This window comes from Luteimonas sp. RC10, assembly GCF_014192745.1.
In the GTDB taxonomy this organism is placed as follows: domain Bacteria; phylum Pseudomonadota; class Gammaproteobacteria; order Xanthomonadales; family Xanthomonadaceae; genus Luteimonas.
Genome location: NZ_JACHYJ010000010.1, coordinates 67,857 through 94,453, shown reverse-complemented (window position 1 = coordinate 94,453; position 26,597 = coordinate 67,857). Strand labels below are relative to the sequence as shown.

The window sequence follows — 26,597 nt, the reverse complement described above, 5'->3', positions numbered from 1 at the left end:
CGCGCCGTCAGCGGTCGAGGCGGTCGAACGCGAACAGCCGGGTCAGTGGATGCCGGCGACGCTCGATGCCGGCGCGTAACAGGCCGGCACCGAGCATCGAATAGGTGATGCCGTTGCCACCGTAGGCCATCGCGTAGTGCACACGCGGCCCGGTCGCTGGATGCGGACCGAAGAACGGCAGGCCATCCTCGGTTTCGGCAAACGTGCCGGCCCAGGCGAAGGTCGGTTGCAGGTCGAGCTCGGGCCAGAGCGCATGGACCCGCTTCATCAACCGGCGTGCCTTCTTGTCGACGCGCGCATCGCGGCGGGCCGGCACGTCGATACTGTCGTCCTCGCCGCCGATCAGCAAGCGACGGTCGCCGGTCGTGCGCAGGTACAGGTAGGGTCGCGCGGTTTCCCAGACCAGCAACCGCGCCAGCCGCTCGGGCAGGTCGTCGTCCAGGGGATCGGTGACAAAGGCGTAGCTGCTGCGATTGCGCGCCACCCGTTTGGGCAGCCAGTGCTGGCTGGCGTAGCCGGCCGCGACGACGACATGGCGGGCGCGGACCTGGGCGCCGGCATCGGTCGTTGCGAGCACGTCGCGGCTGCGCGCCTGCAGGTCCACGATCGTGCTGCGGTCGTAGACACCGGCACCGCGCCGGGCCAGCCGCGCCAGCAATCGCGAGGCGAAGCGGTAGGGATCGACCTGGGCGGCCTGCGCGCTGAGCAGCGCGGCCGGTGCCTGGAAGCCGTAGCGCGCCTGCACCGTGGGCTCGTCGAGATACTCGATATCGAACCCGTGCCGGCGACGCGCGACGTACTCGTCCCGCAGCGCCGGAACGTCGTGCTGCCGGCTGGCGTAGTAGAGGCTGCCGGTGCGCTCGAAGTCGACATCGCGCACCTCGCGGGCGATGCCGGCGAGCAGGTCGATCGCCTCGCCACAGGCGCGATAGGCCAGCGCCGCGTCGTCCTCGCCGTAACGCTGTGCCAGGTCCACCAGGTGCGTGTCGATCTCGTATTGCAGCAGGGCGGTGCTCGCCGCGCTGCTGCCCCAGGCGACATCGCGCTGCTCGAGCACCACGACGTCGTGCCCGTGCGCGACCAGTTCGTCGGCGATCAGCGCACCGGTGATCCCGCCGCCGAGCACCAACACGTCGCAGCGCAGGTCTCGGTCGAGCTTGGGAAAGGCATGCATCAGGCCGTTGCGGACGGCCCAGAACGGATAGCCGCTCTTGAGATCCATGGCTGCATCATCGAGGAAGATGGCGCAGCCTATTCAGGGCCATGTGAGCGCCATGCAGAGACCACGCCCGACCCACCGCGGAGGCATCGAGGCGGCAGACGGCCTAGACTGCGCCCCCGCTCACCGCCGTGCCGTCCCGATGCCCGATGCCGTCGTCGCCTCCCCACCCCGCCAGAATCCGGACGTGATCGTCCTGGGGGCGGGCGCGGCCGGACTGATGGCCGCGATCGCGGCCGGTCAGCGCGGTCGCCACGTGCTGGTGCTCGACCACGCCAACAAGGTCGGCAAGAAGATCCTGATGTCGGGCGGCGGCCACTGCAACTTCACCAACACCGGCACCACGCCGGCGCAGTACCTGTCGTCGAACCCGCACTTCTGCAAGTCCGCGCTGGCGCGTTACACGCCGCAGGACTTCATCGATCTGGTCGACCGCCATGGCATCGCCTGGCACGAGAAGGAACTCGGGCAGTTGTTCTGCGATGGCGCCTCGAAGCAGATCGTGCGCATGCTGCTCGACGAGGCGCAGGCGGTCGGCGTGCAGGTCCGCACGCATTGCGCGGTGCAACTGCCGCGGGCCGTCGAGGGCGGCTTCCGGCTCGAGACCGCGATCGGCACGCTGCAGTGCGCGTCCTTGATCGTGGCGACCGGCGGGCTGTCGATCCCGAGCCTGGGCGCGAGCGGATTCGGCTACGAGATCGCACGCGCATTCGGGCATGCCCTGCTGCCCACGCGGGCCGGGCTGGTGCCGCTGACCCTCAGCGGCAAGCACCAGGAACGCCTGGCCGAGCTGTCGGGCGTCGCGCTCGATGTCGAAGCCAGTTGCAACGGCGCCGCGTTCCGCAACCGCATGCTGATCACCCATCGCGGCCTCAGCGGCCCGGCGATCCTGCAGATCTCTTCCTACTGGCAGCCCGGCGACGACCTGCGCCTGGACCTGCTGCCGGGCCGCGACGCGCTGGCGTGGCTGCAGGCACAACAGGCCGAGCGCCCGGCGTCGGAACTGCGCACGGTGCTGGCCGAGGTCATGCCGCGCCGCTTCGCACAGCGGCTATGCGAGGTGTGGCTGGCGAGCCGGCCGATGCGGCAGTACACCCCGGCGCAGCTGCACGACACCGCGGCGCTGCTGCAGGCCTGGCCGCTGGTCGCCAGCGGCACCGAGGGCTACCGCACCGCCGAGGTCACGCTCGGCGGCGTCGACACCCAGGCGGTGTCTTCGCGCACGCTCGAATCACGGCATGTGCCAGGGCTGTACTTCGTCGGCGAGGTGCTCGATGTGACCGGCTGGCTGGGCGGCTACAACTTCCAGTGGGCCTGGGCATCGGGCATGGCGGCCGGCAGCGCGGCCTGAGCGCACCACGCGCGGCTGCGCCACCGCCCCCCGGCAATGGTCACGCCGCCTGCGCGTCGGCCCGGCTCCGGCGGGTCCGGACCGCATCGGCCAGCCGGTCGAGCACGTCGACCGTCGTTGCCCAGTCGATGCAGCCGTCGGTGATGCTCTGGCCGTAGGTCAGTGCCCGGCCGGGGCCGAGCGCCTGCTTGCCGGCAACCAGATGGCTTTCGATCATCGTCCCCACGACGCGCCGTTCGCCGCCCGCAATGCGGTCGGCGATGTCGGCGATCACTGCGGGCTGGTTGTCCGGATTCTTGCCGCTGTTGGCATGGCTGGCGTCGACCATCAGTGCCGGACGCAGGCCGTTGCCGACGAGCACCTGGGCGGCGGCCTCGACGCTGGCCGCGTCGTAGTTGGGGCGAACGCCGCCGCGCAGGATCACATGGCAATCCGGGTTACCGGCGGTGGCGGCGATCGCGCAGCGCCCATCCTTGCCCACGGCAAGGAAATGATGCGGGTGCGACGCGGCGCCGACCGCATCGACCGCGATGCGCACATCGCCGCCGGTGCCGTTCTTGAAGCCGACCGGGCACGACAGCCCCGACGCCATCTCGCGATGCACCTGGCTCTCGGTGGTGCGGGCACCGATCGCGCCCCAGGCGACGAGGTCGGCCAGGTACTGCGGACTGATGATGTCGAGGAACTCCACGCCGGCCGGCAGCCCAAGGGCGTTGACATCGCGCAGCAGGCTGCGCGCGAGCCGCAGCCCGCGGTCGATGCGGAAACTGCCGTCGAGATCGGGGTCGTTGATCAGCCCCTTCCAGCCGATCGTCGTGCGCGGCTTCTCGAAGTACACGCGCATGACCAGCTCCAGCGCATCGCCGTGCGTGTCGCGCAGCGCACGCAGCCGCTGCGCGTAGTCCATCGCCGCGACCGGATCGTGGATCGAACACGGGCCGACGACGACGATCAGCCGGTCGTCATGACCGTGGAGGATGGCGTGGCAGGCCGCGCGGGCCTCGGCGACGGTCGACGACATCGCCTCCTCGCAGGGCAGTTCGGCCAACAACTGCATCGGGGGCGTGAGCGGCTGCAGGTCGCGGATACGCAGGTCGTCGGTATCGGGGGGCATGCGGAACATCCTGGATGGGAGCGTAAGTGCGGGCATGAAAAAAGCCGCCAGGGTCGCTGGCGGCTTTCGGGGATGCGTGTGAACCGAGATCGTCAGGGTACGCGCAGGCCTTCCACCGCCGGGGGCGTGGGAAACCAATACCAACGATAGAAAGCGGCGACGCGGTTCATGGGGGCATTGATAGCACGTCGTTCCGGGCGATGCGACGGTTGCATCTGCGACCATCCCCTCAACGGGCGGACCTGGGCAGCAACGGCGGCCGCCCCTCGTACCAATCGCGCGCGCCTGCGATATGCAGCGTGCGCTCGCCACCCTGCAGCTCCACGCCCAGGCCCAGCACCCCCCAGCGCGCGTACAGATCGCCGGCCGGACGGCCGTCGTCGATCCGCAGCTTGGCCTTCAGGTCGACGCGGTCGTTGCTCGCCTCGATGTGATCTAACACCAGTTCCTTGTTGCGCATGCGCAAGTCGCCCGTCGCATGGACCTGGCCGGCGTCGACCAGGTTGCCGATCCAGCGCGGCAGCACCCGCCGCTCGGCGAACAGGCCCAGCAGCACGCTGATGTCGCGCATGTCGACTTGGCCGTGACCCGCCACCTCGAACGGCTCCTTCCACTGCAGCGTGCCCTGCTCGAGCGCCAGGCGTGCCCACCACGGGGCAGCCGCCTGGCTCGCCTCGCCCTCCAGGCGCACGCCATCCAGGCGCGCGGCCACCGAGTCGATCGTGTAATGGCGCCCCACCTTCTGTGCCCGCGTCAGGTGGCTGTCGAGCGCGACATCGCCGGTCAGCCGCGAGGGCCCGAGCGCGAGCCGGACACCGCTGCCGCGCACCTGCAGCCGTCCGCTGGCCATCTCGCCGGCATTGTCCAGACGCAGATCGCCACTCGCCTGCCCACTGCCGCCCAGCAGCCGTGCGCTGTCCCCAGGCAGATAGCGGTTGAAGCTGCGCAGATCCGGCACCTGGGCATCGTCGAACCGCAGCCGCGCGTCCAGGTGCTCGTGGAATTCGGCCAGCGGACCGCTGGACGCGAGCTCCAGGCGCAGGTCGCGCCCGCGCAGATCGATGCGTTCGGGCGAGGCCTCGGGCGCCAAGGTGAAGCGGTCCATCTCGATCGCGATGGTGGTCCGCGGCGCATCGTTCTCGGCCTCTTGCATGCGCATCGCGGCATGCGCGGCGCCCTCGAGCCGGTTGTCGAGCACGCGGGCGCGCACGCGTGCGTCGCGCACGTCGATCCGGCTCCCGGGCCGCAAACGGCCCTGCTGCAGGGCGAGCGCGGCATCGACGTCAGCCCGGCCGTCGAAGGACAGCCAGTCGACATCGTCGAGCAGCACATCGACCCAGCGCAGCGGGACCGCCGGCCACTGCGTCTCGACGGTCCCGCCGAGTGCACGAAGAGGACGGAGCCAGTCGCCCGGCCCGATCCGGCGGTCGTCGACGTGCAGGTCGGCGCGTAGCCAAGGCGTGCTGGTCGCCGGCGCCGGCACCCGCGCCGCGAGCGCGATCGTATCGGGCGCGGTGCGCAGCGCCACGCCGAGCGGATGGCGCAGCGGCGCGCCGTTGGCGCCGCGCGAGAACACCGGCGCCGACCAGTCGAGCCGGCTGCCGGGCATCAGCACGCCGCGCTGCAACTGCAGGTCGGCACGCAACTTGCCGGATGTCGCGGCTGTCCCGATCGGTAACGCATTGTCGTTGTGGGCCACCAGATCGACACCCGGCGCCGGGCCGTCCACCCACAGCCGCAGATCGACCAGCACCAACTTCTCCACGCCCTGCGCCTGCTCGCGGATATGGCCGGGCATCGCGATCTCGAAGTCCAGCGTGCCCTTGCGCAGCAGTTCCACGCCCCCGACCTGCAGGGTCGCATCGGGCATGTGCAACGTCGAGCGCCCGACCTCCATCGGCCCGCCCTCCAGCTGTTTTTCGAACACGAACTTCGCGTCGCCGTGCCCGGTCACCTGCGCCTCGTAGAAGTCGAAACGCAACAGGCTCGGCGTGGTGATCGCATCGAAGCGCAGCGTCCAGGGCTTGCGTCCCGGACGCTGGGTGGTCGGCATGTCGTGCGGCGTACGCGCGACATGCACCGAGACGTCCTGCGCGCGGATGGTGCCGAACGCGACCTCGTGCCACAGCAGCGGCAACAGCTTGATCCGGCCATTGGCACGCGGCGTGGCGGCCGTCCACAGGTTGGTGCGGGCATGTCCGCCCATCACCACATCGCGCGCGTGGATGTGCCCGGGGTACAGGCTCATCGCCCAGGACCACTGCGCGTGATAGCGCTCGGGCTTGCGATTGACCAGGCGTTCGCCGAGCGCGCTGTTGAGCAGCACGTTGGCGGTGATCAGGTACAGCAGGTACAGCACCACGAGCAGGACCACGCCCAGGCGCAGCCCTCGCCGGTGCGCGCGGATCCAGGAGGCAGGCGTGGTCGTCATGGCGACAGCATCGCCGATGATCGGTGACGGCGCCGAACACGCCTCGGCAGCCCCACCCGATCGTTCAGCACGCGGCTCAGCATGGCGCAGGCGCGACGCCTGCGCTGATCGCGTCGCGCCTCACAGGATGGGTCGATGCCCCGGCAGGCCCCGCCCGCCATCCATCCAGTGCCCATCACGCGCACCGAGAACAGGCCGCCCCGGCGCCCGCCTGTCACAAAAAACAAGACCCCCGCTTGCGCGGGGGTCCTGGGTGTTGCGGTCAAGCGGAGGGCTGGATCAGAAATCCATACCGCCCATGCCGCCCATGCCACCGCCCGGCGGCATCGCCGGCTCGTCCTTCTTCGGCAGCTCGGCGACCATCGCTTCGGTCGTGATCATCAGACCGGCGATCGACGCGGCGTTCTGCAGCGCGGTGCGGGTGACCTTGGTCGGATCCAGGATGCCGAACTCGACCATGTCGCCGTACTCCCCATTGGCAGCGTTGTAACCGTAGTTACCGGTGCCGCCCTTGACGTTGTTGACGATGACCGACGGCTCTTCGCCGGCGTTGGTCACGATCTCGCGCAGCGGGGCTTCCATCGCACGCAGTGCGATCGCGATGCCGTGATTCTGGTCTTCGTTGGCACCCTTCAGGTCGGAGATCGCAGCCAGCGCGCGGATCAGCGCGACGCCGCCGCCCGGGACCACGCCTTCCTCGACCGCTGCGCGCGTGGCGTGCAGGGCGTCTTCGACGCGGGCCTTCTTTTCCTTCATTTCGATCTCGGTCGACGCGCCGACCTTGATCACCGCAACGCCGCCGGCCAGCTTGGCCACGCGCTCCTGCAGCTTCTCGCGGTCGTAGTCCGAGGAGGTCTCCTCGATCTGCGCCTTGATCTGCTTGATGCGCGACTCGATCGAACCGGTGTCGCCGGCGCCGTCGATGATCGTGGTGTTCTCCTTGGAGACCTGCACCTTCTTGGCGCGGCCCAGGTCGTTGATCGTCGCCTTCTCGAGCGACAGACCCACTTCCTCGGAGATCACGGTGCCGCCGGTCAGCACGGCCATGTCTTCGAGCATCGCCTTGCGACGGTCGCCGAAGCCCGGGGCCTTGACGGCCACGACCTTGACGATGCCGCGGATGGTGTTGACGACGAGCGTGGCCAGGGCCTCGCCCTCGACTTCCTCGGCGACGATCAGCAGCGGCTTGCCGGCCTTGGCCACGCCTTCGAGGACGGGCAGCAGGTCACGGACGTTGGAGATCTTCTTGTCGTGCAGCAGGATGAACGGATCGTCGAGGTCGGCGGTCTGCGACTGCTGGTTGTTGACGAAGTACGGCGACAGGTAGCCGCGGTCGAACTGCATGCCCTCGACGACGTCGAGTTCGTTCTCCAGGCCCGAGCCTTCCTCGACCGTGATCACGCCTTCCTTGCCGACCTTCTTCATCGCGTCGGCGATGATCGTGCCGATCGACTCGTCGGAGTTGGCCGAGATCGTACCGACCTGGGCGATCGCCTTGTCGTCGGCCGTCGGCTTGGACAGCTTCTTGAGCTCGGCGACGGCGGCCTGCACGGCCTTGTCGATACCGCGCTTGAGGTCCATCGGGTTCATGCCGGCGGCGACGGCCTTCGAGCCCTCGCGGATGAACGCCTGGGCGAGCACGGTCGCGGTCGTGGTGCCGTCACCGGCGTTGTCGGACGTCTTGGAGGCGACCTCCTTGACCATCTGCGCGCCCATGTTCTCGAACTTGTCGGCCAGTTCGATCTCCTTGGCGACGGACACGCCGTCCTTGGTGATCGTCGGCGCGCCGAAGCTCTTCTCGAGCACGACGTTGCGGCCCTTCGGGCCGAGGGTCGCCTTGACGGCGTTGGCGAGCACGTTGACGCCGCGCACCATCTTGGAGCGTGCGTCTTCGCCGAAGCGGATTTCCTTAGCAGCCATTGAAAACTCCGGAATTGGGATAGGGGATTAGGAATTTGGAAACGCGCAGGACACAGCTGAGTCGCAAGGAACGGGGTGGGCGCTGACGCCTCGATTGCCCGCTCGCGAACGCCTTGACGTCCTTAGCTTTCGATCAGCCGACGATCGCGAGGATGTCGTCTTCCTTCACGATCTTGTATTCGATGCCTTCAGCCTTGTAGGCGCTGCCCGAGTACTGACCGTAGATCACGATGTCGCCGACCTTGACCTTCGGCGCGCGCACGCTGCCGTTGTCCAGGGCCTTGCCCTCGCCGACGGCGACGACTTCGCCCTTGGTGGGCTTTTCCTTGGCGTTGTCCGGGATCAGGATGCCGCCGGCAGTCTTCTCTTCGGCCTCGACGGGCTTGACCACGACGCGGTCGTACAGCGGCTTGAGATTGCTCATTCCAACCCTCTCTAAGTGATTGATTGTGAAGAAAACGGGCCCGAATTCTAGCACTCGCCCTTGGGGACTGCTAGAACGCGCGGCGCACGCACCCCGGCAACCCGGGACGCGAGGGGAGATGGGTGCGCGTGCCGGCTTTACAAGGGGGCGCGCAGAAAAATCATCAGATCGCCCAGACGCACTGCCCCGGCACAGGGCCGGGGCAGGCAGACACGCTGGCGGTGGCTCAGCGGAAGCGCCAGGCGGCGACCAGCATGGTCTCGCCGTCGTTGGGCTGCTTGATGCTGGCGTTGGAGATGTGCCGGGCCAGCAGCGAGAAGCGCTGCCAGCGCCAGCCGATGGTGCTGACGAACTGCGGATTGCCCGACAGCGCATCGGTCTGGCCGATCTGCGCGCCGACGCCGAAGCCGGCGGTGAATCCGTTGTCGCGCTCGTAGCGGGCGCCGCCGTGGACGACACCGACATCCTCGTCGAGATCGAAACGGGTGTTGTCGCGGGCCCGGACGTAGATCGCACCCAGCTCCCAGCGCAGGACGCCGTGGGCGGTGCGCCGCCACTCCGGCATCCAGGCCGCGGTCGCGACCACGGTGGTCTCGTTCTCGCGCGTGGCCGAGACGCCGACGCCGACATCGATGGGAGAGGCCGCCTGGGCGGCAAGCGGCGCGGCCAGCATGAGACCGGCAGCGAGGACGAAAGACGAGCGAAGGCGCATGGGGACCGCCAAGACAGCGTAGGGGAAGGAAAGTTAAGTATACCGGCGAGTTCACTAATCGTTGAACGCGTGAACTGCCCACCGGCGGGATAGACCATCCCCAACGGGCCGGCGCAGCGTCGCGCCGAAGTTGTGCACACCGCGTGCACATTGGGCGCTGAGCCGATACCTTGGCTAAATGCCTGTTCTGACTTGCCTGAACACCTGCCCCGACAACGCCACGGCCCAGCACATCGCCCGCGCGCTGGTCGAAGCCCGGCTGGCCGCCTGCGTGAATCTGGTGCCGGGCGTGACCTCGATCTATCGCTGGCAGGGCCAGGTCCAGAGCGATGCCGAGGTCCTGCTGGTGATCAAGACGACGGCCGACCGGCTGGAAGCGCTGACCGAACGGCTGCGGGCGCTGCATCCTTATGACACCCCTGCGCTTGTCGCGCTGCCGGTCGCCGGCGGGCTCACCGATTACCTGCGGTGGGTCGATGACGAGACCGCACCGATCGAGACCGGCGAGGCGGACTGAAATCCCGGTTGGGCAGCGCAAGGGGCGGCCTGCGATACTGCCGCGATGCGTACGTTCTTCTCCGCCTCGTTCCTGACCCAGGCTGCGCACCTCCGCCGCCAGGCCTGTCGCCCCTGGTATGGCCTGCTCGCGGCCACGTTGTTGGGCGCGGTGGCGCCTGTCGCCGCCGTCGACTTCGACGATGTGCTGCCGGTCGACGAGGCCCTGGCGCTTTCGGCCACAGCGGTCGCGCACGACCGCATCGAGATCCGCTGGAAAATCGCAGACGGTTACTACCTGTATCGCCACCGCACCGCGGCCCAGGTGGCCGACGGCAGCTTCGGGGCCACCACGCTGACCCTACCCGACGGCCACCGCCACGTCGACGAGTTCTTCGGCGAAGTCGAGACCTACCGCGATCGCCTGGTCGCGACGCTGGACGGACACCCCAGCGCCGACACGCGCCGCGTCGCACTGCAGGTCAAGTACCAGGGCTGCGCCGACGCCGGCATCTGCTACCCCCCGCAGACCCGTACCCTCCAGGTCGCCCTGCCCCCCGCAAAACCGGGGTCAGCGTCGCTTTTCTCGCGCCCTGACGCGACGGCGCCTGCGGCAACAAGCGACGCTGACCCCGGTTTTGCGGCGTTGGGGCGGGCGCTGTCGGGGACGGGCGATGCGTTGCCTGCCGAGCGCGCGTTCGCGTTCGAGGCGATCGCGCAGGACGGCAATACCCTCCTGATGCGCTTCACCCCGGCGCCTGGCTATTACCTCTATCAGGACCGCAACCGCTTCACGGTCGAGGGCGCGGCAGGCATCCGCGCCGGCGAGCCGCGCTGGCCCGCCGGCAAGGCGCATCACGACGATCATTTCGGCGCGGTGACCGTGTACTTCGACCAGGTCGACGTGCCGCTGCCGGTGCTGCGCAGCCGGCCCGATGCCGCCGAGGTCGAGGTGGTGGCGACTTTCCAGGGCTGCCAGACCGATGGCATCTGCTACCCGCCGATGACGCGTCGTGTGCAGGTGACGTTGCCTGCCGGCACGATGACGACCGCTGCGACCGCGCCCGACACGTCCACGCCTGAAGCCGCTCCAGCAGGCACCGCCGACGCCGCGCCGGCACCTGCCGACGCCAATGCCACCACACCGCGCTCGCCTGAGGCCGCCCCGGATGGCGCCGTCGCGGTCGCGGCCGGCAGCGATGCGGTCGCCGACAACGCCGCGCGCACCCGCCCGCCCACCACGCCGCGCACCAGCCTGCTGGCGGCGCTCGTCCTGGCATTGCTCGGCGGCCTGGTGCTGAATCTGATGCCCTGCGTACTGCCGATCCTGTCGTTGAAGGTGCTGGGCCTGGCCCAGAGCGGCGGCAGCCGTGCGCGGGCCCGGGCGCATGCGCTGTGGTACACGGCCGGCGTGCTGGTCGCGTTCGCCGCGGTCGGCCTGCTGGTGCTGGCGCTGCGCGCCGCCGGCCAAGCACTGGGCTGGGGCTTCCAGTTGCAGCAGCCCTGGTTCGTGGCCGCCCTGGTGTACCTGATGTTCGCGGTCGGGCTGAGCCTGTCGGGCGTGTTCACGCTCGGCGGCCGGGTCGGCAACCTCGGCCAGGCGCTGGCCGCACGCACCGGGCCCAGTGGCGACTTCTTCACCGGTGTCCTGGCCTGCGTGGTCGCGAGCCCCTGCATCGCGCCGTTCATGGGCGGGGCGCTGGCCTACGCATTCGCTGCGCCCGCCGCGCTGGCGCTGGCGGTGTTCCTGATGCTCGGTCTGGGCCTGGCACTGCCGTTCCTGCTGATCGGGCTGGTGCCGGCGCTCGCCGACCGCCTGCCCAAGCCCGGCGCGTGGATGGAGACGTTCAAGCAAGCGCTGGCATTCCCCATGTACCTCACGGCCCTTTGGCTGCTGTGGGTGTTCGGACGGCAGGCGGGCGTGAACGCGATGACGTTGCTGCTCGCCGGCTTGGTGTTGTTCGCACTCGCGCTGTGGTGGTTCGAACGCCGTCGCTGGACTGGTGGCGGAATCTCGCGCGCACTGGCGCTGGCGCTGCTGGTGGTGTCGCTGCTGCCGGCTGCCTACGCAGTCCGCAATGCGCAGGCCGACACGCCCCGCGCAATCGCCGCCGACACGGACGATGAGATCGCGTACTCGGCGCAGCGCCTGCAGACGCTGCGCGAGGCCGGCACGCCGGTGTTCGTCAATATGACCGCCGACTGGTGTGTGACCTGCAAGGCCAACGAGCGCCGCGTGCTGTCGCAGCCGCCGTTCCGCGAGGCCCTGGCGCGCGCGGGTGCGACCTACATGGTGGGCGACTGGACCAACGTCGATCCGCAGATCGGCGCATTCCTCGAGGCGCACGGTGCGGTCGGTGTACCGCTCTATGTGGTCTACCCACGGGGCGGCGGCGAAGGCGAGGTGCTGCCGGCGCTGCTGAGCGAGGCGGTCGTGACCGGCGCACTCGAACGCGCGGGTGCCCCGCAGTGAAGCGGCTTGGTGGCACCCTTGGGATCGTCGCGGTCGCCCTCGTGGCCGGCGGACTGGGCGTGCTCGCCAGCCTGTTCGTCTCCGGCCCGGGTCCACTGCTCGGCACCGAGGCCGGCCAGCGCCTGTACAACGATGCCTTGGTCGCCGCCGCGGAGCCGCCGCCCACCGGCGTGACCATGGCCCGGCGCGGCGAGCCGGTCCCCCGCTTCGAGATCGCATTGCTCGACGGCAGCCGCCTGCCACTGCCCGACGCCTATGCCGGGCGCCCGGTGCTGGTGAACCTCTGGGCCAGTTGGTGCGCCCCCTGCATCGAGGAAATGCCCGAACTCGAGCGCTTCGCCCGCGAACAGGGCGCAGATGGCGTGCAAGTGCTCGGTATCGCGCTCGACGACGCCGACGCCGTACAGGCGTTCCTGGCGCGCATCCCGGTGACCTACCCGATTGCGATCGACGCGCCCGGCCCGGCCGATGCCGGTGTGCGCCTGGGCAACCCGCGCGGGGTGCTGCCCTATACCGTGCTGATCGATGCACAGGGCCGGGTGCGCAAACAGCGGATCGGCCCGTTCGCGCACGGAGAGACCGAGGACTGGGCGACGCGCTGAGCGGGAAAATCAAACGGCCGTTTAAAATCGCCGAACGTCTGCGAACTGGACAGCTATGGAGACATCCCGCAGACTTCGCGCACCTCCCGTACCCGGTGCCCGATGGCGTCGATCCTCGTCCTGCATGGTCCCAACCTCAATCTGCTCGGCACGCGCGAGCCGGAGGTCTATGGCCATGCGACGCTCGCCGACATCGACACGATGTTGCGCGAGGGCGCGGCCGCGGCCGGCCACACGCTCGAGAGCCTGCAGTCGAATGCCGAGCATGTGCTCGTCGACCGCGTCCAGGCGGCCCGGGCCGACGGCACGGCGATGATCCTGCTCAACCCCGCGGCCTTCACCCATACCTCGGTCGCGCTGCGCGACGCCCTGGCCGCGGTCGCGATCCCGTTCATCGAGATCCACCTGTCCAATCCCCACCGTCGCGAGCCGTTCCGGCACACCAGTTATTTCAGTGACCTGGCGATCGGCGTGGTCTGCGGTTTCGGTGCCGACAGCTACCGCTACGCGCTCGATGCTGCGCTGCGCAGGCTGGAGCCGGTCGCATGACGCGCCGCGGTCCCGTCTCCGCCTGGTGGCTGGCAGGCATCGCGGCGGCCTGGCCGCTGGCGGCCTCGGCCGACCCGCTGACCGAGGCCGATTGCGTCGCGCCGCTGTCGACCGACACCGCTGCGCTGTGCATGTCCGCCGAGTACACGCGCCTGGACGCCGAGCTCGAGCGGGCCCAGGCCGCCGCCGTCGCCGCGATGGCCGATCCCGACGGATGCGGCGGCGCCTGCGACGCTGCGGCCGCCGCGCTCGCGGACGCACACGCTGCCTGGCAGCGCTTCCGCGCCCGGGATTGCGACGCCATCTTCGCCCTCGCCATCGGCGGCAGCGGTCGCAACGACGCCCGCCTGACGTGCCTGATCGACCACACCCGTCTTCGCATCGGACAGTTGCAGCAGCTACGCGCGCTGTAAGCCTGTCCGCCATTCCGCCGACAACCACGAGGCCCGCCATGGACCTGAGAAAGATCAAGAAGCTCATCGACCTGCTCGAGGAGTCCAACCTGACCGAAATCGAGATCAAGGAAGGCGAGGAATCGGTCCGCCTGTCGCGCACCTCGGTCGCGGCCGCGCCGGTGGCCTATGCCCCGGCCCCGGCTCCCGCCGCGCGCGCGCCCGAGCCGGTGATGCCGATGAGCTCCCCGGTCGACGCCGCCACCGGCGGCACGCCCAAGGCCGGCGACGACCTGCCGCCCGGCCAGGTCACCAAGTCGCCGATGGTCGGCACGTTCTACGCCTCGCCCGCACCGGACAAGCCGCCGTTCGTGTCGGTCGGCCAGCAGGTCAAGGCCGGCGACACGCTGGGCATCATCGAGGCGATGAAGATGTTCAATCCGATCGAGGCCGAGACCTCGGGCACGGTCGTCGCGATCCTGTGCGAAAGCGGCCAGCCGGTCGAGTTCGATCAGCCGTTGTTCGTGATCGGCTGAGGCCGCCCCGATGCTTGAAAAAGTCGTCATCGCCAACCGGGGCGAGATCGCGCTGCGCATCCTGCGCGCGTGCCATACGCTCGGCATCCGCACGGTCGCAGTGCATTCCACCGTCGACCGCAACCTCAAGCATGTGGCCATGGCCGATGAGTCGGTCTGCATCGGCCCGCCACCGTCCAACCGCAGCTATCTCGACATGCCGGCGATCATCGCCGCCGCCGAGGTCACCGACGCCCAGGCAATCCACCCTGGCTACGGTTTCCTCAGTGAGAACGCCGACTTCGCCGAACGCGTCGAGCAGTCGGGCTTCGTGTTCATCGGCCCGAAGGCCGAGACCATCCGCTTGATGGGCGACAAGGTCGAGGCGATCCGCGCGATGAAGGAGGCCGGCGTGCCCTGCGTGCCCGGTTCCGGCGGCCCGCTCGGCGACGACCCGGCGACCAACGTCAAGATCGCCCGCGAAATCGGCTATCCGGTCATCGTCAAGGCGGCCGGCGGCGGCGGCGGGCGCGGCATGCGCGTGGTGCACACCGAGGCCGCGCTGGTCAACGCGATCGCCACGACCAAGCAGGAAGCCAAGGCCGCGTTCGGCAACGACATGGTCTACATGGAGAAGTTCCTGGAGAACCCGCGCCACGTGGAGATCCAGGTGCTGGCCGACGGCCAGGGCGGCGCGATCCATCTGGGCGAGCGCGATTGCTCGATGCAGCGCCGGCACCAGAAGGTCGTCGAGGAAGCGCCGGCGCCGGGCATCACGCCCGAGGCGCGCGCACAGATCGGCAAGGTCTGCGTGGACGCCTGCATCCGCATCGGCTATCGCGGCGCGGGCACGTTCGAGTTCCTGTACGAGAACGGCCGCTTCTACTTCATCGAAATGAACACCCGCATCCAGGTCGAGCATCCGGTGACCGAGATGGTGACCGGCATCGATCTGGTGCGCGAGCAGCTGATGATCGCCTCGGGCCACAAGCTGTCGATCCGCCAGGAGGACGTGGTGCTGACCGGCCACGCGATCGAATGTCGCATCAACGCCGAAGACCCCGAAAGCTTCCTGCCCTCGCCCGGCACGATCCTGCATTTCCACGCGCCCGGCGGCCCGGGCGTGCGGGTCGACACGCACGTCTACGAGGGCTATGCGGTCCCGCCGAACTACGACTCGATGATCGGCAAGCTGATCGTGCACGGCGCCGACCGCGAGCAGGCGATCTGCCGGATGCGGGTGGCGCTGTCGGAGATGGTGGTCGACGGCATCAAGACCAACATCCCGCTGCAGCAGCGGATCATGCGCGACCAGGGGTTCCACGCGGGTGGTCAGAACATCCATTACCTGGAAAAGCGCCTGGCCGAGCGCAAGAACAAGACGCTGGCGATCGGCTGAAGTCGCCGCCGGCGCGCGCAGATTGCGCGCCGGCGGTCATCAGGGCTCGCGGTCGGGAAACGCCCGTCGCAGGGACGCATCGAGCTGGATCGGCCGCGCCCAGCGGTCATAGCTCGCCACCAGGCCACGCTTGACCCGCACGATCGGCTCGCCGCCCTGCGCCACGCCCAGGCGCTCGAGCACGCCGACCCAGCCGCCGCTGCGATCGCGTCGCCAGTGTGCGGCGATCTCGCGACAGGGCCGACCCAACGCCCGGCCCACGGCACAGGCGAAATAGACATCGCCGGCACGCATGCCCGCCTCGTCGAGCAGTTGTTCGACCAGCGCCCGCGGCGCGACCTGGTAACGCGCGACCTCATCGACGAACGCGTCCCGGTAGCGCGCCGCATACAGATCGACATCCTCAAGCCAGGTGTCGAGCCAGGCATCGCCGGTCCCGGGATCGGGCACGGTGTCTTCGCCGGCCGCAGCAGCGTCGGTAGGCACGGCGCCGTCCTGGGCCGATGCCGGAGACACGACGGCAGCCAACAGCAGACACGACAGGCATACGGCAGCGGATAGCGGACGCATCGGGCAATTACTCGGGGCAGAACCAGGTCGGATCCCATCGCGGCTTCGACGCCGCCGCGACGCGCAGAGGCCGACGATAGCCCAACCCCGCAAGCGAGGACACCCGGAAGATGGAGCCGCATCGAACCACCACGCGCGCGCCGCGCATGCTGCGCTGGGGCATCGCGGCCGGCGTCATCGCATTGGGACTGGGGGCCTACTGGATCGCGCTCGACCACGTCGCCACGCGCGTCGGCCAGGACGCCGAGAACAGCCTGCGCAACGTGCCGCGCAACGACGACACCCGGCACCGCGCCGACTGATCGCAGTCTCGGCGACGCCGCCGCATCGTCGCGCACGCCCCTGCGGCGATCCCGAAACGCGAATCGCCGCCCGAAGGCGGCGATTCGCTGGACTGACATTCGGCTGGGTGGACGCCCGATCGCGTCCTCAGCGCCACCCGCCTCGACGCCCCCGGTCCTCGCGCGGATCGTAGTAGTGCGTCGTGCAGCGGCCGCGGCGGTCGCATTCGGTCCTGCCGCGCGCACGCTCGTGGTGGCGATGGCGCTCGGCGGCATAGCGCGGCGGACCATGATGAGGGCGACCATGGCTGCGCGGCGCAGTGCGGTAGTACACCGGCCGGCCGTGGCGATCGTAGGACACGCGCAGGCGATCGTCGTAGCCATAGCCGCCGCGCCGGTCGTAGGCGGTGTCACCACGCATCACGACGTCGGCAATGTCCACGATCACCTGCACGAGGTCGTCGCTGGCCCGGGCCGGCGTCGGTACTGCGAAGGTCGTGGCCAGGCCGGTGGCCAACGCGGCCGGCCACATCCAGCGGGTCAGAGTGTTGGATGTCATCGGACTCTCCTGCGACGCGGCCACCACCGCGGCGGCCTGTGCCCCCAACATGCCGTGCCCGAAATGAATCGTCGTGCAATATTTCCCGCGTCGCACCGATGCAGCCACGCCGCGTAAACAGCGCATTCAAATTGGAAACGGTTACGCGCGCTCAACGCGTTTCTGGCGCTCAACCCAGCGCGATCGCCTGCGCCGCCAGTTCAACCACCGCCTCGGGCAGGCGGTCCGGCGTGGCGACTTCGCGCATGCGCTCGCTGCCTTCGACGATGTCGGCCTGCGTCTCGTGCACCCAGGTCGTCCGGTAGGGCATGTACACACCCCAGCCGCCGAGGGCCAGGACCGGCGCGATGTCCGAGCGCAGCGAGTTGCCCACCATCAGGAAGGCCTGCGCGTCGACGTCGAACTCGCCCAGCACGCGTGCATAAGTCGCCGCATCCTTCTCGCTGACGATCTCGATGCGGCCGAACAGGTCCGACAGCCCCGAGTCGCGCACCTTGGCTTCCTGGTGGAACAGATCGCCCTTGGTGATCAGCACCACATCGAAGCGTTCGGCGACCGCCGCGACCGCGTCGCGGATGCCGGGCAGCAGCTCGACCGGGTGTCGCAACATCGCCTTGGCCATCTCGACGATGCGATGCAGATCGGCTGCGGCGATCCGCCCGCCAGTGATCTGGGTCGCCGATTCGATCATCGACAGCGCCATGCCCTTCACGCCGTAGCCGAACACTGCGATGTTGGCGGTCTCGACCGCGTACAGCGCTTCGGCGACACGACCATCGGCCAGGTCCACATAGCGCCCGACGATTCGCTCGAACTCCAGCTGCGCGTCGTCGAAGTAGTCCTGGCTGCGCCAGAGCGTGTCGTCGGCATCGAAGCCGACCAGTCGGATGCCTTGGGTCATCGGCGCATTATGCCGGCCGCCATCACCCTTCGTCGCGGAGATCGCTGAGGGGATCGACTCGCGAAAGCGAGATAGGAGTTTCTACTTCGAATGGGCAGCGGCCTGCCGCCCGGAAGCCGCTCTTCCCTCGGCAAGGCCGCTTCGCGGTCCGGCCACGCGAAGCACGCGTGGCCTTCGCATGGAGGCGCCGCAGTGCCGCGCACGCCATCCATGCTCACCCTGCCTTGCCTCGGGCGCGCGCCCGCTCCGCTTCGCGGATCGGTCCGGCCCGGCGTAGCACGCCGGGCGTTCGCCCGCTCGCGCGGCATGCCGCGCAAACAGAGCGGGCTCACCCATGGCGCGCTGACGCGGCCACCGGCCGCCAGTCCGCTGCTGGGAACGTTTGCAACCCGACTTCGAGTGAATAAGGATCCCGTGCCAGAAAAAAGCGGTCCCGAAGGGGACCGCTTTGGTCTGGACTGCAGGCCGCGGATACCGCGGCCTGCGAGGGGCGTAACTCAGTTCTCGCTGGCGCCCGCACCCGAGGTCTGGGCGTTGACGTAGTTGCGGTACTCCTCAGGCGTGATGAAGCCATCGCCGTCGGCATCGACGTCACTGAAGACCTGCGCCAGGCCCTCGAGGCCGGCGGCCTCGGTCTGGCTCAGACGGCCGTCACCGTCGGTGTCCAGATCGGCCCAGGTGACCTGGCCCTGCTGCGCCTGCGGCGCCTCGGCCGTCGCATCCTGCGCATAGTCCTGCGTGGTCGCCTCAGTGGTCGGCGGCGCCTGCTCCGCGGTCGGATCCTGCGCGAATGCCATCGGCATGGCCATCGCGGCACCCAGAGCAATGGCGGCGATCAGCGGCTTGCGAGCATTCTTCATCATGGTCTCTCCTGCGTTTCTTTGGGGAAGTGGGCGCGGGGGTCTTTCATCCTCGTCAGTGGATACCGCACGGTCCCTACCCTGCCTGCGCCGAAATGAACCGCCCCGACATCTGAATCCCACCTGATTACGGCCCCTTAACCACACGCTCGGCGATGCCGGGTAAACCGATGTTCCCGAATGGTGAACGCTGCACCGCCAGCCCCGCCACGATGGGCTTTCAGTGTGGCGCCGCCCGAACTCAGACACATCGCAATGCGATGCCGCCGACTGAACAAAAACACAATATTTACGAACCACAGCGGATTCGCCGCGTTATCAGCCCGCACGCGGACGTATGCCACACTCGGGTTTTCCCCGATTGTTTCCTGGAGACCCGCATGCCACGACTGCTCGCGCTCGCCCCGCTCGCCGCCTCGCTGTTGTTGACGATCGGCTGCGATGGCACCGCCGCCAACACCGCACCGACGTCAGCGCCAGCGTCGAGTGGCGAACAGACCGAGCGCGACACCGTTGGCGCGGACGCGATCGAGGGCCTGCCGTTCGCGAGTACCGCGGTTGCCAGCTTCGACGAACCGTGGGCGCTGGCCTTCCTGCCCGATGGCCGCCTGCTGGTGACCGAGAAGGCCGGGACGCTGAAGCTGGTGACGCTGCCCGACGGGCAGGCGCGCGAGATCACCGGTGTGCCGGACGTCGCGTACGCGGGCCAAGGCGGCCTGGGCGATGTCGAGCCGCACCCGCAGTTCGCGCAGAACGGCCTGATCTACCTGAGCTATGCCGAAGACGGCGATGGCGGCCGCGGCGCGGCGGTGGCGCGCGGACGTCTGGACGCCGAGGCCGGCACGCTCGAAGACGTCGAGGTGATCTGGCGCCAGGTGCCCAAGGTCTCGGGCAACGGCCATTACGGCCATCGCCTCGCGTTCGACGGGAACGGCAAGCTGTGGATCTCGTCCGGCGAGCGGCAGAAGTTCGATCCCTCGCAGGACATGGCCTCCAACCTGGGCAAGATCCTGCGGCTCGAGGACGACGGCCGCGTGCCGGCCGACAATCCGTTCGTCGACCAGGGCGGCGTCGCGGCGCAGGTCTGGTCGCTCGGCCATCGCAATCCGCTGGGCATCGCCTTCGATGCCCAGGGCCGGCTGTGGAACAGCGAGATGGGCCCGGCCGGCGGCGACGAACTGAACCTGGTCAAGCGCGGCGCGAACTACGGCTATCCGATCGTCTCCAACGGCAACCACTACGACGGTCGGCCGATCCCCGACCATGACACCCGCCCCGAGTTCGAGAAGCCGGCGATCACCTGGACGCCGGTGATTTCGCCCTCAAGCCTGATGTTCTATTCGGGCACGCTGTTCCCGGCGTGGACCGGCAACGCCTTCATCGGCGGCCTGTCGGGCCAGACGCTCGTGCGCGTTGAGATCGACGGCGACAGCGCGCGCGAGGCCGAACGCTTTGCGATGCGCGCGCGCATCCGCGGCGTTGAACAAGGCCCCGACGGCGCGTTGTGGGTCATCGAGGATGGCAAGGACGGCCGACTGATCCGGCTGGCGCCGCGCGAAGGGTGAGCGCGGCGGCGTCGCCGCAAATCTGATGCCCGTCACCGGCCCGCAGGCCGCACAATCGCGGCCTGCGGGCGGCAGGTCAGAGCGCCGGGCGCTCGACCGGGCGGCCCATCGCCGCCCGATAGCGCACGTACAGCGCCTGCACTTTCGCGATGTAGGCCTGCGTCTCGGGGTAAGGCGGCACGCCGCCATAACGCGTCACCGCGCCGATCCCGGCGTTGTAGGCGGCCAGCGCCAGCGTGCGATCGTCGTCGTAGCGGCGCAGCAAGGCACGCAGATGCCGCGCGCCGGCGCGGATCGATTCGGTGGGCGCGTGCGGATCGACAACGCCATAGTCCGCGATCACGTCCGGCATCAGTTGCATCACCCCGCGCGCGCCCTTGGGCGACACCGCGTCGGCATCGAAGCCGCTCTCGGCATGCGCGATCGCGCGCAGCCAGGCCTCGTCCAAGCCATAGGCCTTCGCAGCCGCCGCGAACACCGCCGAATGCGGCTGCAGCCTGGGCGCCCCCACCGCGCCCAGGCCCTCGTGCGCGGGCTCGCCCGGTGGCGTGTGGGCAGTGAAGCGCAGATACTCGCGCGCGCCCGGCAACCGACGCGTGCCGTAGACCCGTTGCCCGTCCTGCTCGCGCTCGTACAGCACACCGCTGAACACCCCCATCGCACCCCACAGGTTCGGCGTCTGCACCGCATCGTCGGCGATCTGGCGGGCCTCGCACTTCGATCCGGGCTCGGGCGCTGTCGACAGGCTCACCGTGCCGTCGCGCACGCAGCGCCAGACCGTGCGCGCCTGCGCAGGCGCGGCGCACAACATGGCGGCCAGGACGAGGCCGCAGGCGGCAAGTGAGGGACCGGGGACGGGCATACGCGCTCCGCAGGAAATCCCGGCCAATACGCCCGGCGCGGTGAACATTGTGTCGGCGGCACGATTGCGGTGATCATCCCCGCCCCTTGCTCGAGCCCCCTTCGATGCCGCACTGGTCGACCCTGATCCGCGAGATCCCCGATTTCCCCAAGCCCGGCATCGTCTTCAAGGACATCACCCCGGTGCTGGCCGAGGGTGCCGCCTTCGCCGCTGCGATCGAGGCGATGGCCGCGCCGTGGCGCGACACGCCGCCGACCGCGTTCGTGGGCATCGAATCGCGCGGTTTCATCTTTGCCGCCGCGCTCGCGCAGGCGCTGGGCACCGGCTTCGTGCCGGTGCGCAAGCCGGGCAAGCTGCCCGCGCGCGTGCTGCACCACGATTACGCGCTCGAATACGGCCAGGACCGGCTGGAGATGCATGCCGACGCGTTGCCTCCCGGTGCGCGCGTGGTCCTGGTCGACGATGTGCTGGCGACCGGCGGCACGCTGCGTGCGGCCTACGCCCTGGCGCGGGCGCAGGGCGCCGAGGTCGTCGGGGCTGCGGTCCTGGTCGAACTGGCAGCGCTGGGTGGGCGCGCGCGCTGGGACAGCGCCGTGCCCTTGCACGTCGCGTTGCCGGGGTGACGGGCGCACGCCGTCGTCGCGGCGCTTCGACGGGGATCGACCTATGGTGCGGGCCCCCACCCGCTGTCCCCGCCCCATGCATGAGGAACGCCTGACCCTGAGTCGCAACGACTGGATGCCGAACAATCCCCGGCTTGCGGTGCGGATCTACCGTGGCCTGCGCATGGCGACCGATGCGCCCTTCGACGCCGCGGCTTTCGAAGCCCGCTTCTCGGCCAACGGCTGGCCGCCCGACTGGCGCGGCGGGGTCTACGACTACCACCACTTCCATTCCAGCGCCCACGAGGTACTCGGCGTGGCAGCCGGGACCGCCACGCTGATGCTCGGCGGCCCCGACGGCACGATCGTCGAGGTCGGCGCGGGCGATGCGCTGCTGCTGCCGGTCGGCACCGGCCACTGCTGCGTGCGGGCCGATGCGGCGTTCTGCGTCGTCGGCGCCTACCCCCGCGGCCAGGACTGGGACATCCAGCGCAGCGCGCCCGATGCGAAGACGCTCGAGCGCATGCACGCCGTGCCCGACCCGCGTCGCGACCCGGTGACCGGCAAGCGCTTCTGATCCGCGCCGCCACTGGCGCTGCGGCTGCGCGTCAGTCGTCGTCTTCTTCGTCGAAGGCGTGCGCCAGCCAGTCGCCGTCCGTCTCGTCGTCCTGGCGCGCGTGCGGCGCGGGCTCGAGCAGCGTGTAATCGTCGACATCGGGGCTGCGGATGCGCCGCGAGACCGGATAGGCCTCCAGCAATGGCTGCGGCATGGTCTCCAGAAAGCGCAGCGCCGCGGGCGGGCCGGCCAGCCAGTCGCCGATCGCCGCAGCAGGCATGAACACCGGACCGTCGGGCACCAGCGGCGCCGGGATCGCCGGGTTGGGATGGGTCAGCACCGCGAACGTATACAGCTCGGGCGTGTCCTTGGCCCAGTGGTCCCACAGCCCGGCAGCGAACAACGGCTCACCGTCCTGCGCCTGGATGAAGTACGGCACCGGCGTCTCGCCGCTGCGGTCCCATTTGTAGTAGCCGTTCATCGGCACCACGCAGCGCCGGGTCTCCCAGGGCCGGCGGAAGATCCGGCTGCGCGGGGCCCGCGCCAGCCGCGCGGTCACCGTGGTGTAGGGCGTCTCGGGCAACGCCGACCAGCGCGGCACCAGGCCCCAGTCGAAGTCCTCGACGACCGCACCGTCGCCGCGATCGAAGATCACCGCGGCCGGACGTCGTTTGCCGATGTTGTAGCGCGGCGGGGTGGCCGACAACGTCTCGCCCACGTTGCCGGGCAGCGCCGGCGGCCACGGCGCATCGCCAAAGGCCTGTACGAACCTACGCATCGCTCGGACCGGGCGCCACCGGCGCGGGTTGTCGGCTGGACATGCGTGCATTCTCTCCATGGCCGCGTGAAGCGACCGCGCCGATCTTCACGTGCTGCCCCCGCGCCGCGGGCCAGGGTCGTGCGCTCTTCAACGAGGATGACGACATGCAGCGCACGCCAGATCCGCAGGATGCCCCGATGCCCGACGGTGATGTGCCCGGCTCGGCACCGCATCCGATGCATGACCCGATGCCCGACCGGCCGATCGATCCGCCTGTGCCGACGCCGGGCGATCCCGAACGCGACCCGCAGCCGCAGCGCGATCCACCGTCGCCCACCCGCCCGCAGGATCCGCCGCGACCGGCCTGACGCGATCCTGTGCCGAGCCGCCTGCCGACGGCGCGTCACGCCATCGCAGGCGCCCGCGGCTGCCAACAGGCGTCGGGCTCGCGCCGGGGAAGCGGCGATGCCGGCGCAATCGCAGGGACCACGCGTTCGCCCTCAAAACCGCCATCCACGCTGTGGATGCGCACAATGGCGCCGCACAGCAGCACCGAGGCGTCGCTCGCCAGTTGCCGGAACGCGGCATCGCGCGTGGGGTGGTGCGAAAGCGTCCGTCCGGAGCCGGCGTCGAGCAGGGTCCAGTCGAGCGAAGCCGCGCAGTGGCGCAGCAGATAGCGGATCGGCGTCATGGCGGCCTTCAGTCAAGGAGAAGCGACGACCGGGGTGACCGGCGACAACGCATCATGAATGTCGCCCGATGAGGGCCCGGTGTGCAGCCCGTCGATGGACTGCACTATCTGCACGAACGCCAACCGGTGCACCCACTGGGACAGGGGTGGGATCGCCAGCACGCGCGCGGCGGGGCACAATCGACCCCGGGGCGACGCGAGGGCGTCGCCTTTCGTCTGTGTCTTGCCGGCACGCCCGTTGCCGGCCCTTCTTGATGGAGAACCTGATGTCCACGCTTCCCCGCAGCGGCCTGCCGCCGTCCGATGCTGGCGCCACGCCGGCGATCACTGTGTCCAGCATCGACCTGGCGCGGCTCGAAGCCATGCTGCAGTCGCCCGCGCTGCGCAACCACCCGACGGCCGAACTGCTCCAGCGCGAGCTCGACCGCGCCGAGGTGCTGCCCCCCGACGCCATGCCCCCCGATGTCGTGCGCATGCACACGGTCGTCGAGTGCGAGGACGCCGACGGTGCGCCGCGCCACCTCACCCTGGTGTATCCCCAGGAGGCCGATGTCGCCAAGGGCCACGTCTCGGTGCTCGCACCGGTCGGCGCCGCGCTGCTCGGCCTGTCGATCGGACAGTGCATCGACTGGCCGACGCCCGGCGGCGTCCTGCGCCTGCGCGTCACCTCCGTGCAGCCGTTCGAGGGCTGACCGGCCCGGCTTCGCGCGCCGGCGATGCCGGCAGCGGCAAGCTCGCCCCATGCGTCCCCTGCCCCGATCGTTCTACGCGCGCGACGCCCGCAGCGTCGCCCCGGACCTGCTCAACAAGTGCCTGGTGGCCCGCGATGGCCGCCAGGCTCGCATCGTCGAGGTCGAGGCCTACTGCGGCGCCGAGGATGAAGCGGCCCATTCGTTCCGTGGCCCCACGCCACGTAACCAAGTGATGTTCGGACCGCCCGGCCATCTGTACGCGTACTTCATCTATGGCATCCACTGGGCGATCAACGCAGTGTGCGGCGACCGTTGCGGCCATGGCGTGCTGCTGCGCGCGGCCGAGCCGTTGCTCGGCCTGCCCCAGATGGCCGCCGCACGCGGCACCGCCGCCCCGACCTTGCTCGCCTCAGGGCCGGGACGTCTGGCCCAGGCCTTCGGGGTCTCGGGCGCGGATGGCGGGCTGGACCTGACCTCGCGCCGCGCTCGCCTGTGGATCGGCGACGACGGTACGCCGCCGCCTGATGCGCCCATCGCCACGCCGCGTATCGGCATCCGTCGCGCCGCCGACCGCCCCTGGCGCTGGGCCGTGCCGGACCATCCGCATGTCTCGCGGTTCCGGTCGCTGCCGCGCAAGCGGGCACCACGCTGACCGCTCGACTCAGTCGGATGCGGCGAGCGCAGCCTCCACGTCCTCAACCGAATCGGGCCGGGTGACCCGCGCGACCTCGACGCCGTTGCGCAGCACGACCAGGGTCGGCCACAGTTTCACGCCGAAGCTGCGGCCCAGCGGCCGGCCCTTGCCGTCTTCGACCTTGATGTGGGCAAGATCCGGACGCCGCTCGATCGCAGCGCGCAGCAGTGGCTGCGCGGCCTGGCAGTGGCCGCACCAGTTGGTTCCGAACTCGAGGGCGAGCACGCCTGTCGTCGCATCGATGTCGTCGCGCGTGGGCGCGTCGGCGGAATAACGGGTGGTCCAGGCCATGATCAGCCGCTCCGGCTCAAGACAATGCACGCTCGATCGCGTCGAGCGGCAGGTTGGTGTAGTCCTTGGCCAGATCCGCGACCAGGCGCTGGGTGGTCTCCTTGTGCAGCAACGGACGCACCCGTCCCAGCGTGTGCGGGTCGGCGATCAGCACCAGATCGGTGAACTTGTTCTTCAGCGCGCCTTCGTTGAGCCCCAGGGCCAGCTGCTTGGCGAATGTGGCCTCGTCGAGCTGCGATGCGCTCGACTCTGCAGGCATCGCGCCGGCCGGGCCATCGTCGTCGAGGTTCATGCCTTCGAGCAACGCTTCCTGGCGCAAGGCTAGCGTGCCAGCCTCGCCGACGTTGGTGAACACGCGCGCCGCGCCCCCGTTGGCCACCACGATCATCGCGCCCTGGGGAATCTTCATCGTCATCGTTTCGCCTCCACTTCGCTGCATCGCGCCGGATGGCGCCGAGCCAATGTAGGCAGGCGGATGTGAGCGCGATGCAATGTGGCGCGGCTCGAGCGCGGCACGCTCAGCGCCAGGGCCGACGCCCCTCGGTCCACGAGCCCGAGCGCGTCCGCCCGGCCGGCCACGGGTCGTGGATGTCGCGCCAGGTCGGCCCGAATGGCGTGTCGAACGCGTCGTACATCCCGTCGCCGGGCAGCAGGCCCAGGCCGCGGTAGCCCATCGGACCGTCCGAGCGCGCCACGCGCAGATTGAGATTCACGGTGCCGCCTGCCTCGCCTTCGCGCTCGCGGCACAGATTCAGATCGGCGGCGTTCCAGTGACTGGTGCCTCCGCGCGAGGAATGGCCGATGCCGGTGCTGACGCTGCCGGTGACCGCGCGCTCCTGGCAGTCGGGCGCCGTCGGGCAACCGCCGCGCCGCACCAGGGCGTCGTCGTGGCGCTGACGCCAGGCCGGCGTCGCGGTGCGCGGCCCGGTGTATTCGCCCTCGCCGAAGGCGGCCTCGCCGGTGAACATCGGCGTTTCGGGCAGGCGCAGGTCGGCGCGTCCATCGCTGGCATGGGCCAACGGCGGCGCCAGTGTGGCCGCAAGCAGCCAGGTCAGCATCGAAGTGCGCATGGCGCAGGTCCCGTTTTACGCCCGAGGGCGACGGCCCACGCTACCAG

General features: G+C 69.7%; 31 protein-coding genes. 15 read left to right on the top strand and 16 right to left on the bottom strand.

Going from position 1 to position 26,597, the window contains the following annotated elements:
* Positions 1-7: 7 nt before the first annotated feature.
* On the bottom strand, positions 8-1,222 hold the full coding sequence (locus FHW73_RS16575; protein WP_183427865.1) for an FAD-dependent oxidoreductase: 1,215 nt from the start codon (positions 1,220-1,222) through the stop codon (positions 8-10).
* A 139-nt stretch (positions 1,223-1,361) separates the two neighbouring features.
* On the opposite strand from FHW73_RS16575, the gene FHW73_RS16570 reads away from it, so the two are divergent.
* Positions 1,362-2,570, top strand: a complete 1,209-nt coding sequence (locus tag FHW73_RS16570) for an NAD(P)/FAD-dependent oxidoreductase (RefSeq protein WP_183427864.1) — start codon at positions 1,362-1,364, stop codon at positions 2,568-2,570.
* A 40-nt stretch (positions 2,571-2,610) separates the two neighbouring features.
* Here FHW73_RS16570 and FHW73_RS16565 read toward each other — a convergent pair whose 3' ends face one another.
* The 5 genes from FHW73_RS16565 to FHW73_RS16545 form a co-directional block, all read right to left on the bottom strand.
* Positions 2,611-3,684, bottom strand: a complete 1,074-nt coding sequence (locus FHW73_RS16565) for a 3-deoxy-7-phosphoheptulonate synthase (RefSeq protein WP_183427863.1) — start codon at positions 3,682-3,684, stop codon at positions 2,611-2,613.
* Positions 3,685-3,913: 229 nt separating this feature from the next.
* The gene (locus tag FHW73_RS16560) at positions 3,914-6,115 is read right to left on the bottom strand and encodes a hypothetical protein (protein ID WP_183427862.1); all 2,202 of its coding nucleotides are present in this window, start codon (positions 6,113-6,115) and stop codon (positions 3,914-3,916) included.
* A 279-nt stretch (positions 6,116-6,394) separates the two neighbouring features.
* Positions 6,395-8,035: a chaperonin GroEL gene (groL, locus tag FHW73_RS16555; protein WP_183427861.1), complete on the bottom strand. Its 1,641-nt coding sequence runs from the start codon at positions 8,033-8,035 to the stop codon at positions 6,395-6,397.
* Between the two features lie 133 nt (positions 8,036-8,168).
* Positions 8,169-8,459, bottom strand: coding sequence for a co-chaperone GroES (gene groES / locus FHW73_RS16550; RefSeq protein WP_183427860.1), 291 nt, complete (start codon positions 8,457-8,459; stop codon positions 8,169-8,171).
* Positions 8,460-8,685: 226 nt separating this feature from the next.
* Positions 8,686-9,132 (bottom strand): acyloxyacyl hydrolase, encoded by a 447-nt coding sequence (locus FHW73_RS16545; RefSeq protein ID WP_221187615.1) that lies wholly within the window; start codon positions 9,130-9,132, stop codon positions 8,686-8,688.
* Positions 9,133-9,349: 217 nt separating this feature from the next.
* Here FHW73_RS16545 and cutA point away from each other — a divergent pair, with 217 nt between their 5' ends.
* The 7 genes from cutA (at position 9,350) to accC (ending at position 15,596) form a co-directional block, all read left to right on the top strand.
* On the top strand, positions 9,350-9,688 hold the full coding sequence (gene cutA / locus FHW73_RS16540) for a divalent-cation tolerance protein CutA (protein ID WP_183427858.1): 339 nt from the start codon (positions 9,350-9,352) through the stop codon (positions 9,686-9,688).
* A 45-nt stretch (positions 9,689-9,733) separates the two neighbouring features.
* A complete protein-coding gene (locus FHW73_RS16535) occupies positions 9,734-12,139 on the top strand; it encodes a protein-disulfide reductase DsbD (protein ID WP_183427857.1) in 2,406 nt (801 codons plus the stop codon).
* Positions 12,136-12,741, top strand: a complete 606-nt coding sequence (locus FHW73_RS16530; protein WP_345776206.1) for a TlpA disulfide reductase family protein — start codon at positions 12,136-12,138, stop codon at positions 12,739-12,741. The genes FHW73_RS16535 and FHW73_RS16530 overlap by 4 nt, the downstream gene beginning before the upstream one ends.
* A gap of 102 nt (positions 12,742-12,843) precedes the next feature.
* Positions 12,844-13,290 carry a type II 3-dehydroquinate dehydratase gene (aroQ, locus tag FHW73_RS16525; RefSeq protein ID WP_183427856.1) on the top strand — a complete coding sequence of 149 codons (447 nt, stop codon included), beginning with the start codon at positions 12,844-12,846 and terminating at the stop codon, positions 13,288-13,290.
* Complete coding sequence (locus tag FHW73_RS16520; protein WP_183427855.1) at positions 13,287-13,703, top strand: lysozyme inhibitor LprI family protein; 417 nt, start codon at positions 13,287-13,289, stop codon at positions 13,701-13,703. The genes aroQ and FHW73_RS16520 overlap by 4 nt, the downstream gene beginning before the upstream one ends.
* Before the next feature lie 38 nt (positions 13,704-13,741).
* A complete protein-coding gene (accB, locus tag FHW73_RS16515) occupies positions 13,742-14,218 on the top strand; it encodes an acetyl-CoA carboxylase biotin carboxyl carrier protein (protein ID WP_183427854.1) in 477 nt (158 codons plus the stop codon).
* Positions 14,219-14,228: 10 nt separating this feature from the next.
* Positions 14,229-15,596: an acetyl-CoA carboxylase biotin carboxylase subunit gene (accC, locus tag FHW73_RS16510; protein WP_183427853.1), complete on the top strand. Its 1,368-nt coding sequence runs from the start codon at positions 14,229-14,231 to the stop codon at positions 15,594-15,596.
* A 39-nt stretch (positions 15,597-15,635) separates the two neighbouring features.
* On the opposite strand, the gene FHW73_RS16505 is transcribed toward accC, so the two are convergent.
* A complete protein-coding gene (locus FHW73_RS16505; RefSeq protein WP_183427852.1) occupies positions 15,636-16,082 on the bottom strand; it encodes a hypothetical protein in 447 nt (148 codons plus the stop codon).
* A 194-nt stretch (positions 16,083-16,276) separates the two neighbouring features.
* Between FHW73_RS16505 and FHW73_RS16500 the strand changes: the two genes are divergently transcribed.
* Complete coding sequence (locus FHW73_RS16500; protein WP_183427851.1) at positions 16,277-16,468, top strand: hypothetical protein; 192 nt, start codon at positions 16,277-16,279, stop codon at positions 16,466-16,468.
* A gap of 127 nt (positions 16,469-16,595) precedes the next feature.
* Here the strand turns inward: FHW73_RS16500 and FHW73_RS16495 are convergent, their stop codons facing one another.
* The 3 genes from FHW73_RS16495 to FHW73_RS16485 form a co-directional block, all read right to left on the bottom strand.
* Positions 16,596-17,006: a hypothetical protein gene (locus FHW73_RS16495; RefSeq protein ID WP_183427850.1), complete on the bottom strand. Its 411-nt coding sequence runs from the start codon at positions 17,004-17,006 to the stop codon at positions 16,596-16,598.
* 169 nt (positions 17,007-17,175) lie between these two features.
* The gene (locus FHW73_RS16490) at positions 17,176-17,907 is read right to left on the bottom strand and encodes an HAD family hydrolase (protein WP_183427849.1); all 732 of its coding nucleotides are present in this window, start codon (positions 17,905-17,907) and stop codon (positions 17,176-17,178) included.
* Between the two features lie 497 nt (positions 17,908-18,404).
* The gene (locus tag FHW73_RS16485) at positions 18,405-18,767 is read right to left on the bottom strand and encodes an EF-hand domain-containing protein (protein ID WP_255493067.1); all 363 of its coding nucleotides are present in this window, start codon (positions 18,765-18,767) and stop codon (positions 18,405-18,407) included.
* A gap of 380 nt (positions 18,768-19,147) precedes the next feature.
* Between FHW73_RS16485 and FHW73_RS16480 the strand changes: the two genes are divergently transcribed.
* Positions 19,148-20,332, top strand: coding sequence for a PQQ-dependent sugar dehydrogenase (locus FHW73_RS16480; protein ID WP_183427847.1), 1,185 nt, complete (start codon positions 19,148-19,150; stop codon positions 20,330-20,332).
* A 76-nt stretch (positions 20,333-20,408) separates the two neighbouring features.
* Here the strand turns inward: FHW73_RS16480 and FHW73_RS16475 are convergent, their stop codons facing one another.
* Positions 20,409-21,143 (bottom strand): lytic transglycosylase domain-containing protein, encoded by a 735-nt coding sequence (locus FHW73_RS16475; protein WP_183427882.1) that lies wholly within the window; start codon positions 21,141-21,143, stop codon positions 20,409-20,411.
* Positions 21,144-21,298: 155 nt separating this feature from the next.
* On the opposite strand from FHW73_RS16475, the gene FHW73_RS16470 reads away from it, so the two are divergent.
* Entirely contained in the window at positions 21,299-21,817 is a 519-nt protein-coding gene (locus tag FHW73_RS16470; protein WP_183427846.1) for an adenine phosphoribosyltransferase, read from the top strand.
* A gap of 76 nt (positions 21,818-21,893) precedes the next feature.
* Complete coding sequence (locus tag FHW73_RS16465) at positions 21,894-22,373, top strand: cupin (protein WP_183427845.1); 480 nt, start codon at positions 21,894-21,896, stop codon at positions 22,371-22,373.
* A 31-nt stretch (positions 22,374-22,404) separates the two neighbouring features.
* Here FHW73_RS16465 and FHW73_RS16460 read toward each other — a convergent pair whose 3' ends face one another.
* Positions 22,405-23,130, bottom strand: coding sequence for an SOS response-associated peptidase family protein (locus FHW73_RS16460; protein ID WP_183427844.1), 726 nt, complete (start codon positions 23,128-23,130; stop codon positions 22,405-22,407).
* A 146-nt stretch (positions 23,131-23,276) separates the two neighbouring features.
* On the opposite strand from FHW73_RS16460, the gene FHW73_RS16455 reads away from it, so the two are divergent.
* A complete protein-coding gene (locus tag FHW73_RS16455) occupies positions 23,277-23,480 on the top strand; it encodes a hypothetical protein (protein WP_183427843.1) in 204 nt (67 codons plus the stop codon).
* 35 nt (positions 23,481-23,515) lie between these two features.
* Here FHW73_RS16455 and FHW73_RS16450 read toward each other — a convergent pair whose 3' ends face one another.
* Complete coding sequence (locus FHW73_RS16450) at positions 23,516-23,803, bottom strand: DUF2188 domain-containing protein (protein ID WP_183427842.1); 288 nt, start codon at positions 23,801-23,803, stop codon at positions 23,516-23,518.
* 266 nt (positions 23,804-24,069) lie between these two features.
* Between FHW73_RS16450 and rnk the strand changes: the two genes are divergently transcribed.
* Both rnk and FHW73_RS16440 read left to right on the top strand, forming a co-directional pair.
* Positions 24,070-24,495 (top strand): nucleoside diphosphate kinase regulator, encoded by a 426-nt coding sequence (gene rnk / locus FHW73_RS16445; protein WP_183427841.1) that lies wholly within the window; start codon positions 24,070-24,072, stop codon positions 24,493-24,495.
* A gap of 49 nt (positions 24,496-24,544) precedes the next feature.
* Positions 24,545-25,147, top strand: coding sequence for a DNA-3-methyladenine glycosylase (locus tag FHW73_RS16440; protein WP_183427840.1), 603 nt, complete (start codon positions 24,545-24,547; stop codon positions 25,145-25,147).
* Positions 25,148-25,156: 9 nt separating this feature from the next.
* Here FHW73_RS16440 and FHW73_RS16435 read toward each other — a convergent pair whose 3' ends face one another.
* The 3 genes from FHW73_RS16435 to FHW73_RS16425 form a co-directional block, all read right to left on the bottom strand.
* Complete coding sequence (locus tag FHW73_RS16435) at positions 25,157-25,480, bottom strand: thioredoxin family protein (RefSeq protein WP_183427839.1); 324 nt, start codon at positions 25,478-25,480, stop codon at positions 25,157-25,159.
* Between the two features lie 16 nt (positions 25,481-25,496).
* Positions 25,497-25,895 carry a host attachment family protein gene (locus FHW73_RS16430; protein WP_183427838.1) on the bottom strand — a complete coding sequence of 133 codons (399 nt, stop codon included), beginning with the start codon at positions 25,893-25,895 and terminating at the stop codon, positions 25,497-25,499.
* Between the two features lie 103 nt (positions 25,896-25,998).
* Positions 25,999-26,550, bottom strand: coding sequence for a hypothetical protein (locus FHW73_RS16425; protein ID WP_183427837.1), 552 nt, complete (start codon positions 26,548-26,550; stop codon positions 25,999-26,001).
* Between the last annotated feature and the right edge of the window lie 47 nt (positions 26,551-26,597).

Bases quoted from the DNA above. Each gene is read 5' to 3' on its own strand.
- cutA (WP_183427858.1), top strand. From the start codon at position 9,350: ATGCCTGTTCTGACTTGCCTGAACACCTGCCCCGACAACGCCACGGCC.
- FHW73_RS16480 (WP_183427847.1), top strand. From the start codon at position 19,148: ATGCCACGACTGCTCGCGCTCGCCCCGCTCGCCGCCTCGCTGTTGTTG.
- FHW73_RS16435 (WP_183427839.1), bottom strand. From the start codon at position 25,480: ATGGCCTGGACCACCCGTTATTCCGCCGACGCGCCCACGCGCGACGAC.
- FHW73_RS16570 (WP_183427864.1), top strand. From the start codon at position 1,362: ATGCCCGATGCCGTCGTCGCCTCCCCACCCCGCCAGAATCCGGACGTG.
- groES (WP_183427860.1), bottom strand. From the start codon at position 8,459: ATGAGCAATCTCAAGCCGCTGTACGACCGCGTCGTGGTCAAGCCCGTC.
- FHW73_RS16520 (WP_183427855.1), top strand. From the start codon at position 13,287: ATGACGCGCCGCGGTCCCGTCTCCGCCTGGTGGCTGGCAGGCATCGCG.
- FHW73_RS16535 (WP_183427857.1), top strand. From the start codon at position 9,734: ATGCGTACGTTCTTCTCCGCCTCGTTCCTGACCCAGGCTGCGCACCTC.
- FHW73_RS16560 (WP_183427862.1), bottom strand. From the start codon at position 6,115: ATGACGACCACGCCTGCCTCCTGGATCCGCGCGCACCGGCGAGGGCTG.
- FHW73_RS16575 (WP_183427865.1), bottom strand. From the start codon at position 1,222: ATGGATCTCAAGAGCGGCTATCCGTTCTGGGCCGTCCGCAACGGCCTG.
- FHW73_RS16425 (WP_183427837.1), bottom strand. From the start codon at position 26,550: ATGCGCACTTCGATGCTGACCTGGCTGCTTGCGGCCACACTGGCGCCG.
- FHW73_RS16485 (WP_255493067.1), bottom strand. From the start codon at position 18,767: ATGAAGAATGCTCGCAAGCCGCTGATCGCCGCCATTGCTCTGGGTGCC.
- FHW73_RS16430 (WP_183427838.1), bottom strand. From the start codon at position 25,895: ATGACGATGAAGATTCCCCAGGGCGCGATGATCGTGGTGGCCAACGGG.
- FHW73_RS16500 (WP_183427851.1), top strand. From the start codon at position 16,277: ATGGAGCCGCATCGAACCACCACGCGCGCGCCGCGCATGCTGCGCTGG.
- FHW73_RS16495 (WP_183427850.1), bottom strand. From the start codon at position 17,006: ATGACATCCAACACTCTGACCCGCTGGATGTGGCCGGCCGCGTTGGCC.
- FHW73_RS16465 (WP_183427845.1), top strand. From the start codon at position 21,894: ATGCATGAGGAACGCCTGACCCTGAGTCGCAACGACTGGATGCCGAAC.
- FHW73_RS16440 (WP_183427840.1), top strand. From the start codon at position 24,545: ATGCGTCCCCTGCCCCGATCGTTCTACGCGCGCGACGCCCGCAGCGTC.
- FHW73_RS16565 (WP_183427863.1), bottom strand. From the start codon at position 3,684: ATGCCCCCCGATACCGACGACCTGCGTATCCGCGACCTGCAGCCGCTC.
- FHW73_RS16460 (WP_183427844.1), bottom strand. From the start codon at position 23,130: ATGCGTAGGTTCGTACAGGCCTTTGGCGATGCGCCGTGGCCGCCGGCG.
- aroQ (WP_183427856.1), top strand. From the start codon at position 12,844: ATGGCGTCGATCCTCGTCCTGCATGGTCCCAACCTCAATCTGCTCGGC.
- groL (WP_183427861.1), bottom strand. From the start codon at position 8,035: ATGGCTGCTAAGGAAATCCGCTTCGGCGAAGACGCACGCTCCAAGATG.
- accC (WP_183427853.1), top strand. From the start codon at position 14,229: ATGCTTGAAAAAGTCGTCATCGCCAACCGGGGCGAGATCGCGCTGCGC.
- FHW73_RS16470 (WP_183427846.1), top strand. From the start codon at position 21,299: ATGCCGCACTGGTCGACCCTGATCCGCGAGATCCCCGATTTCCCCAAG.
- FHW73_RS16475 (WP_183427882.1), bottom strand. From the start codon at position 21,143: ATGTTGTGCGCCGCGCCTGCGCAGGCGCGCACGGTCTGGCGCTGCGTG.
- FHW73_RS16545 (WP_221187615.1), bottom strand. From the start codon at position 9,132: ATGCTGGCCGCGCCGCTTGCCGCCCAGGCGGCCTCTCCCATCGATGTC.
- accB (WP_183427854.1), top strand. From the start codon at position 13,742: ATGGACCTGAGAAAGATCAAGAAGCTCATCGACCTGCTCGAGGAGTCC.
- FHW73_RS16490 (WP_183427849.1), bottom strand. From the start codon at position 17,907: ATGACCCAAGGCATCCGACTGGTCGGCTTCGATGCCGACGACACGCTC.
- rnk (WP_183427841.1), top strand. From the start codon at position 24,070: ATGTCCACGCTTCCCCGCAGCGGCCTGCCGCCGTCCGATGCTGGCGCC.
- FHW73_RS16455 (WP_183427843.1), top strand. From the start codon at position 23,277: ATGCAGCGCACGCCAGATCCGCAGGATGCCCCGATGCCCGACGGTGAT.
- FHW73_RS16450 (WP_183427842.1), bottom strand. From the start codon at position 23,803: ATGACGCCGATCCGCTATCTGCTGCGCCACTGCGCGGCTTCGCTCGAC.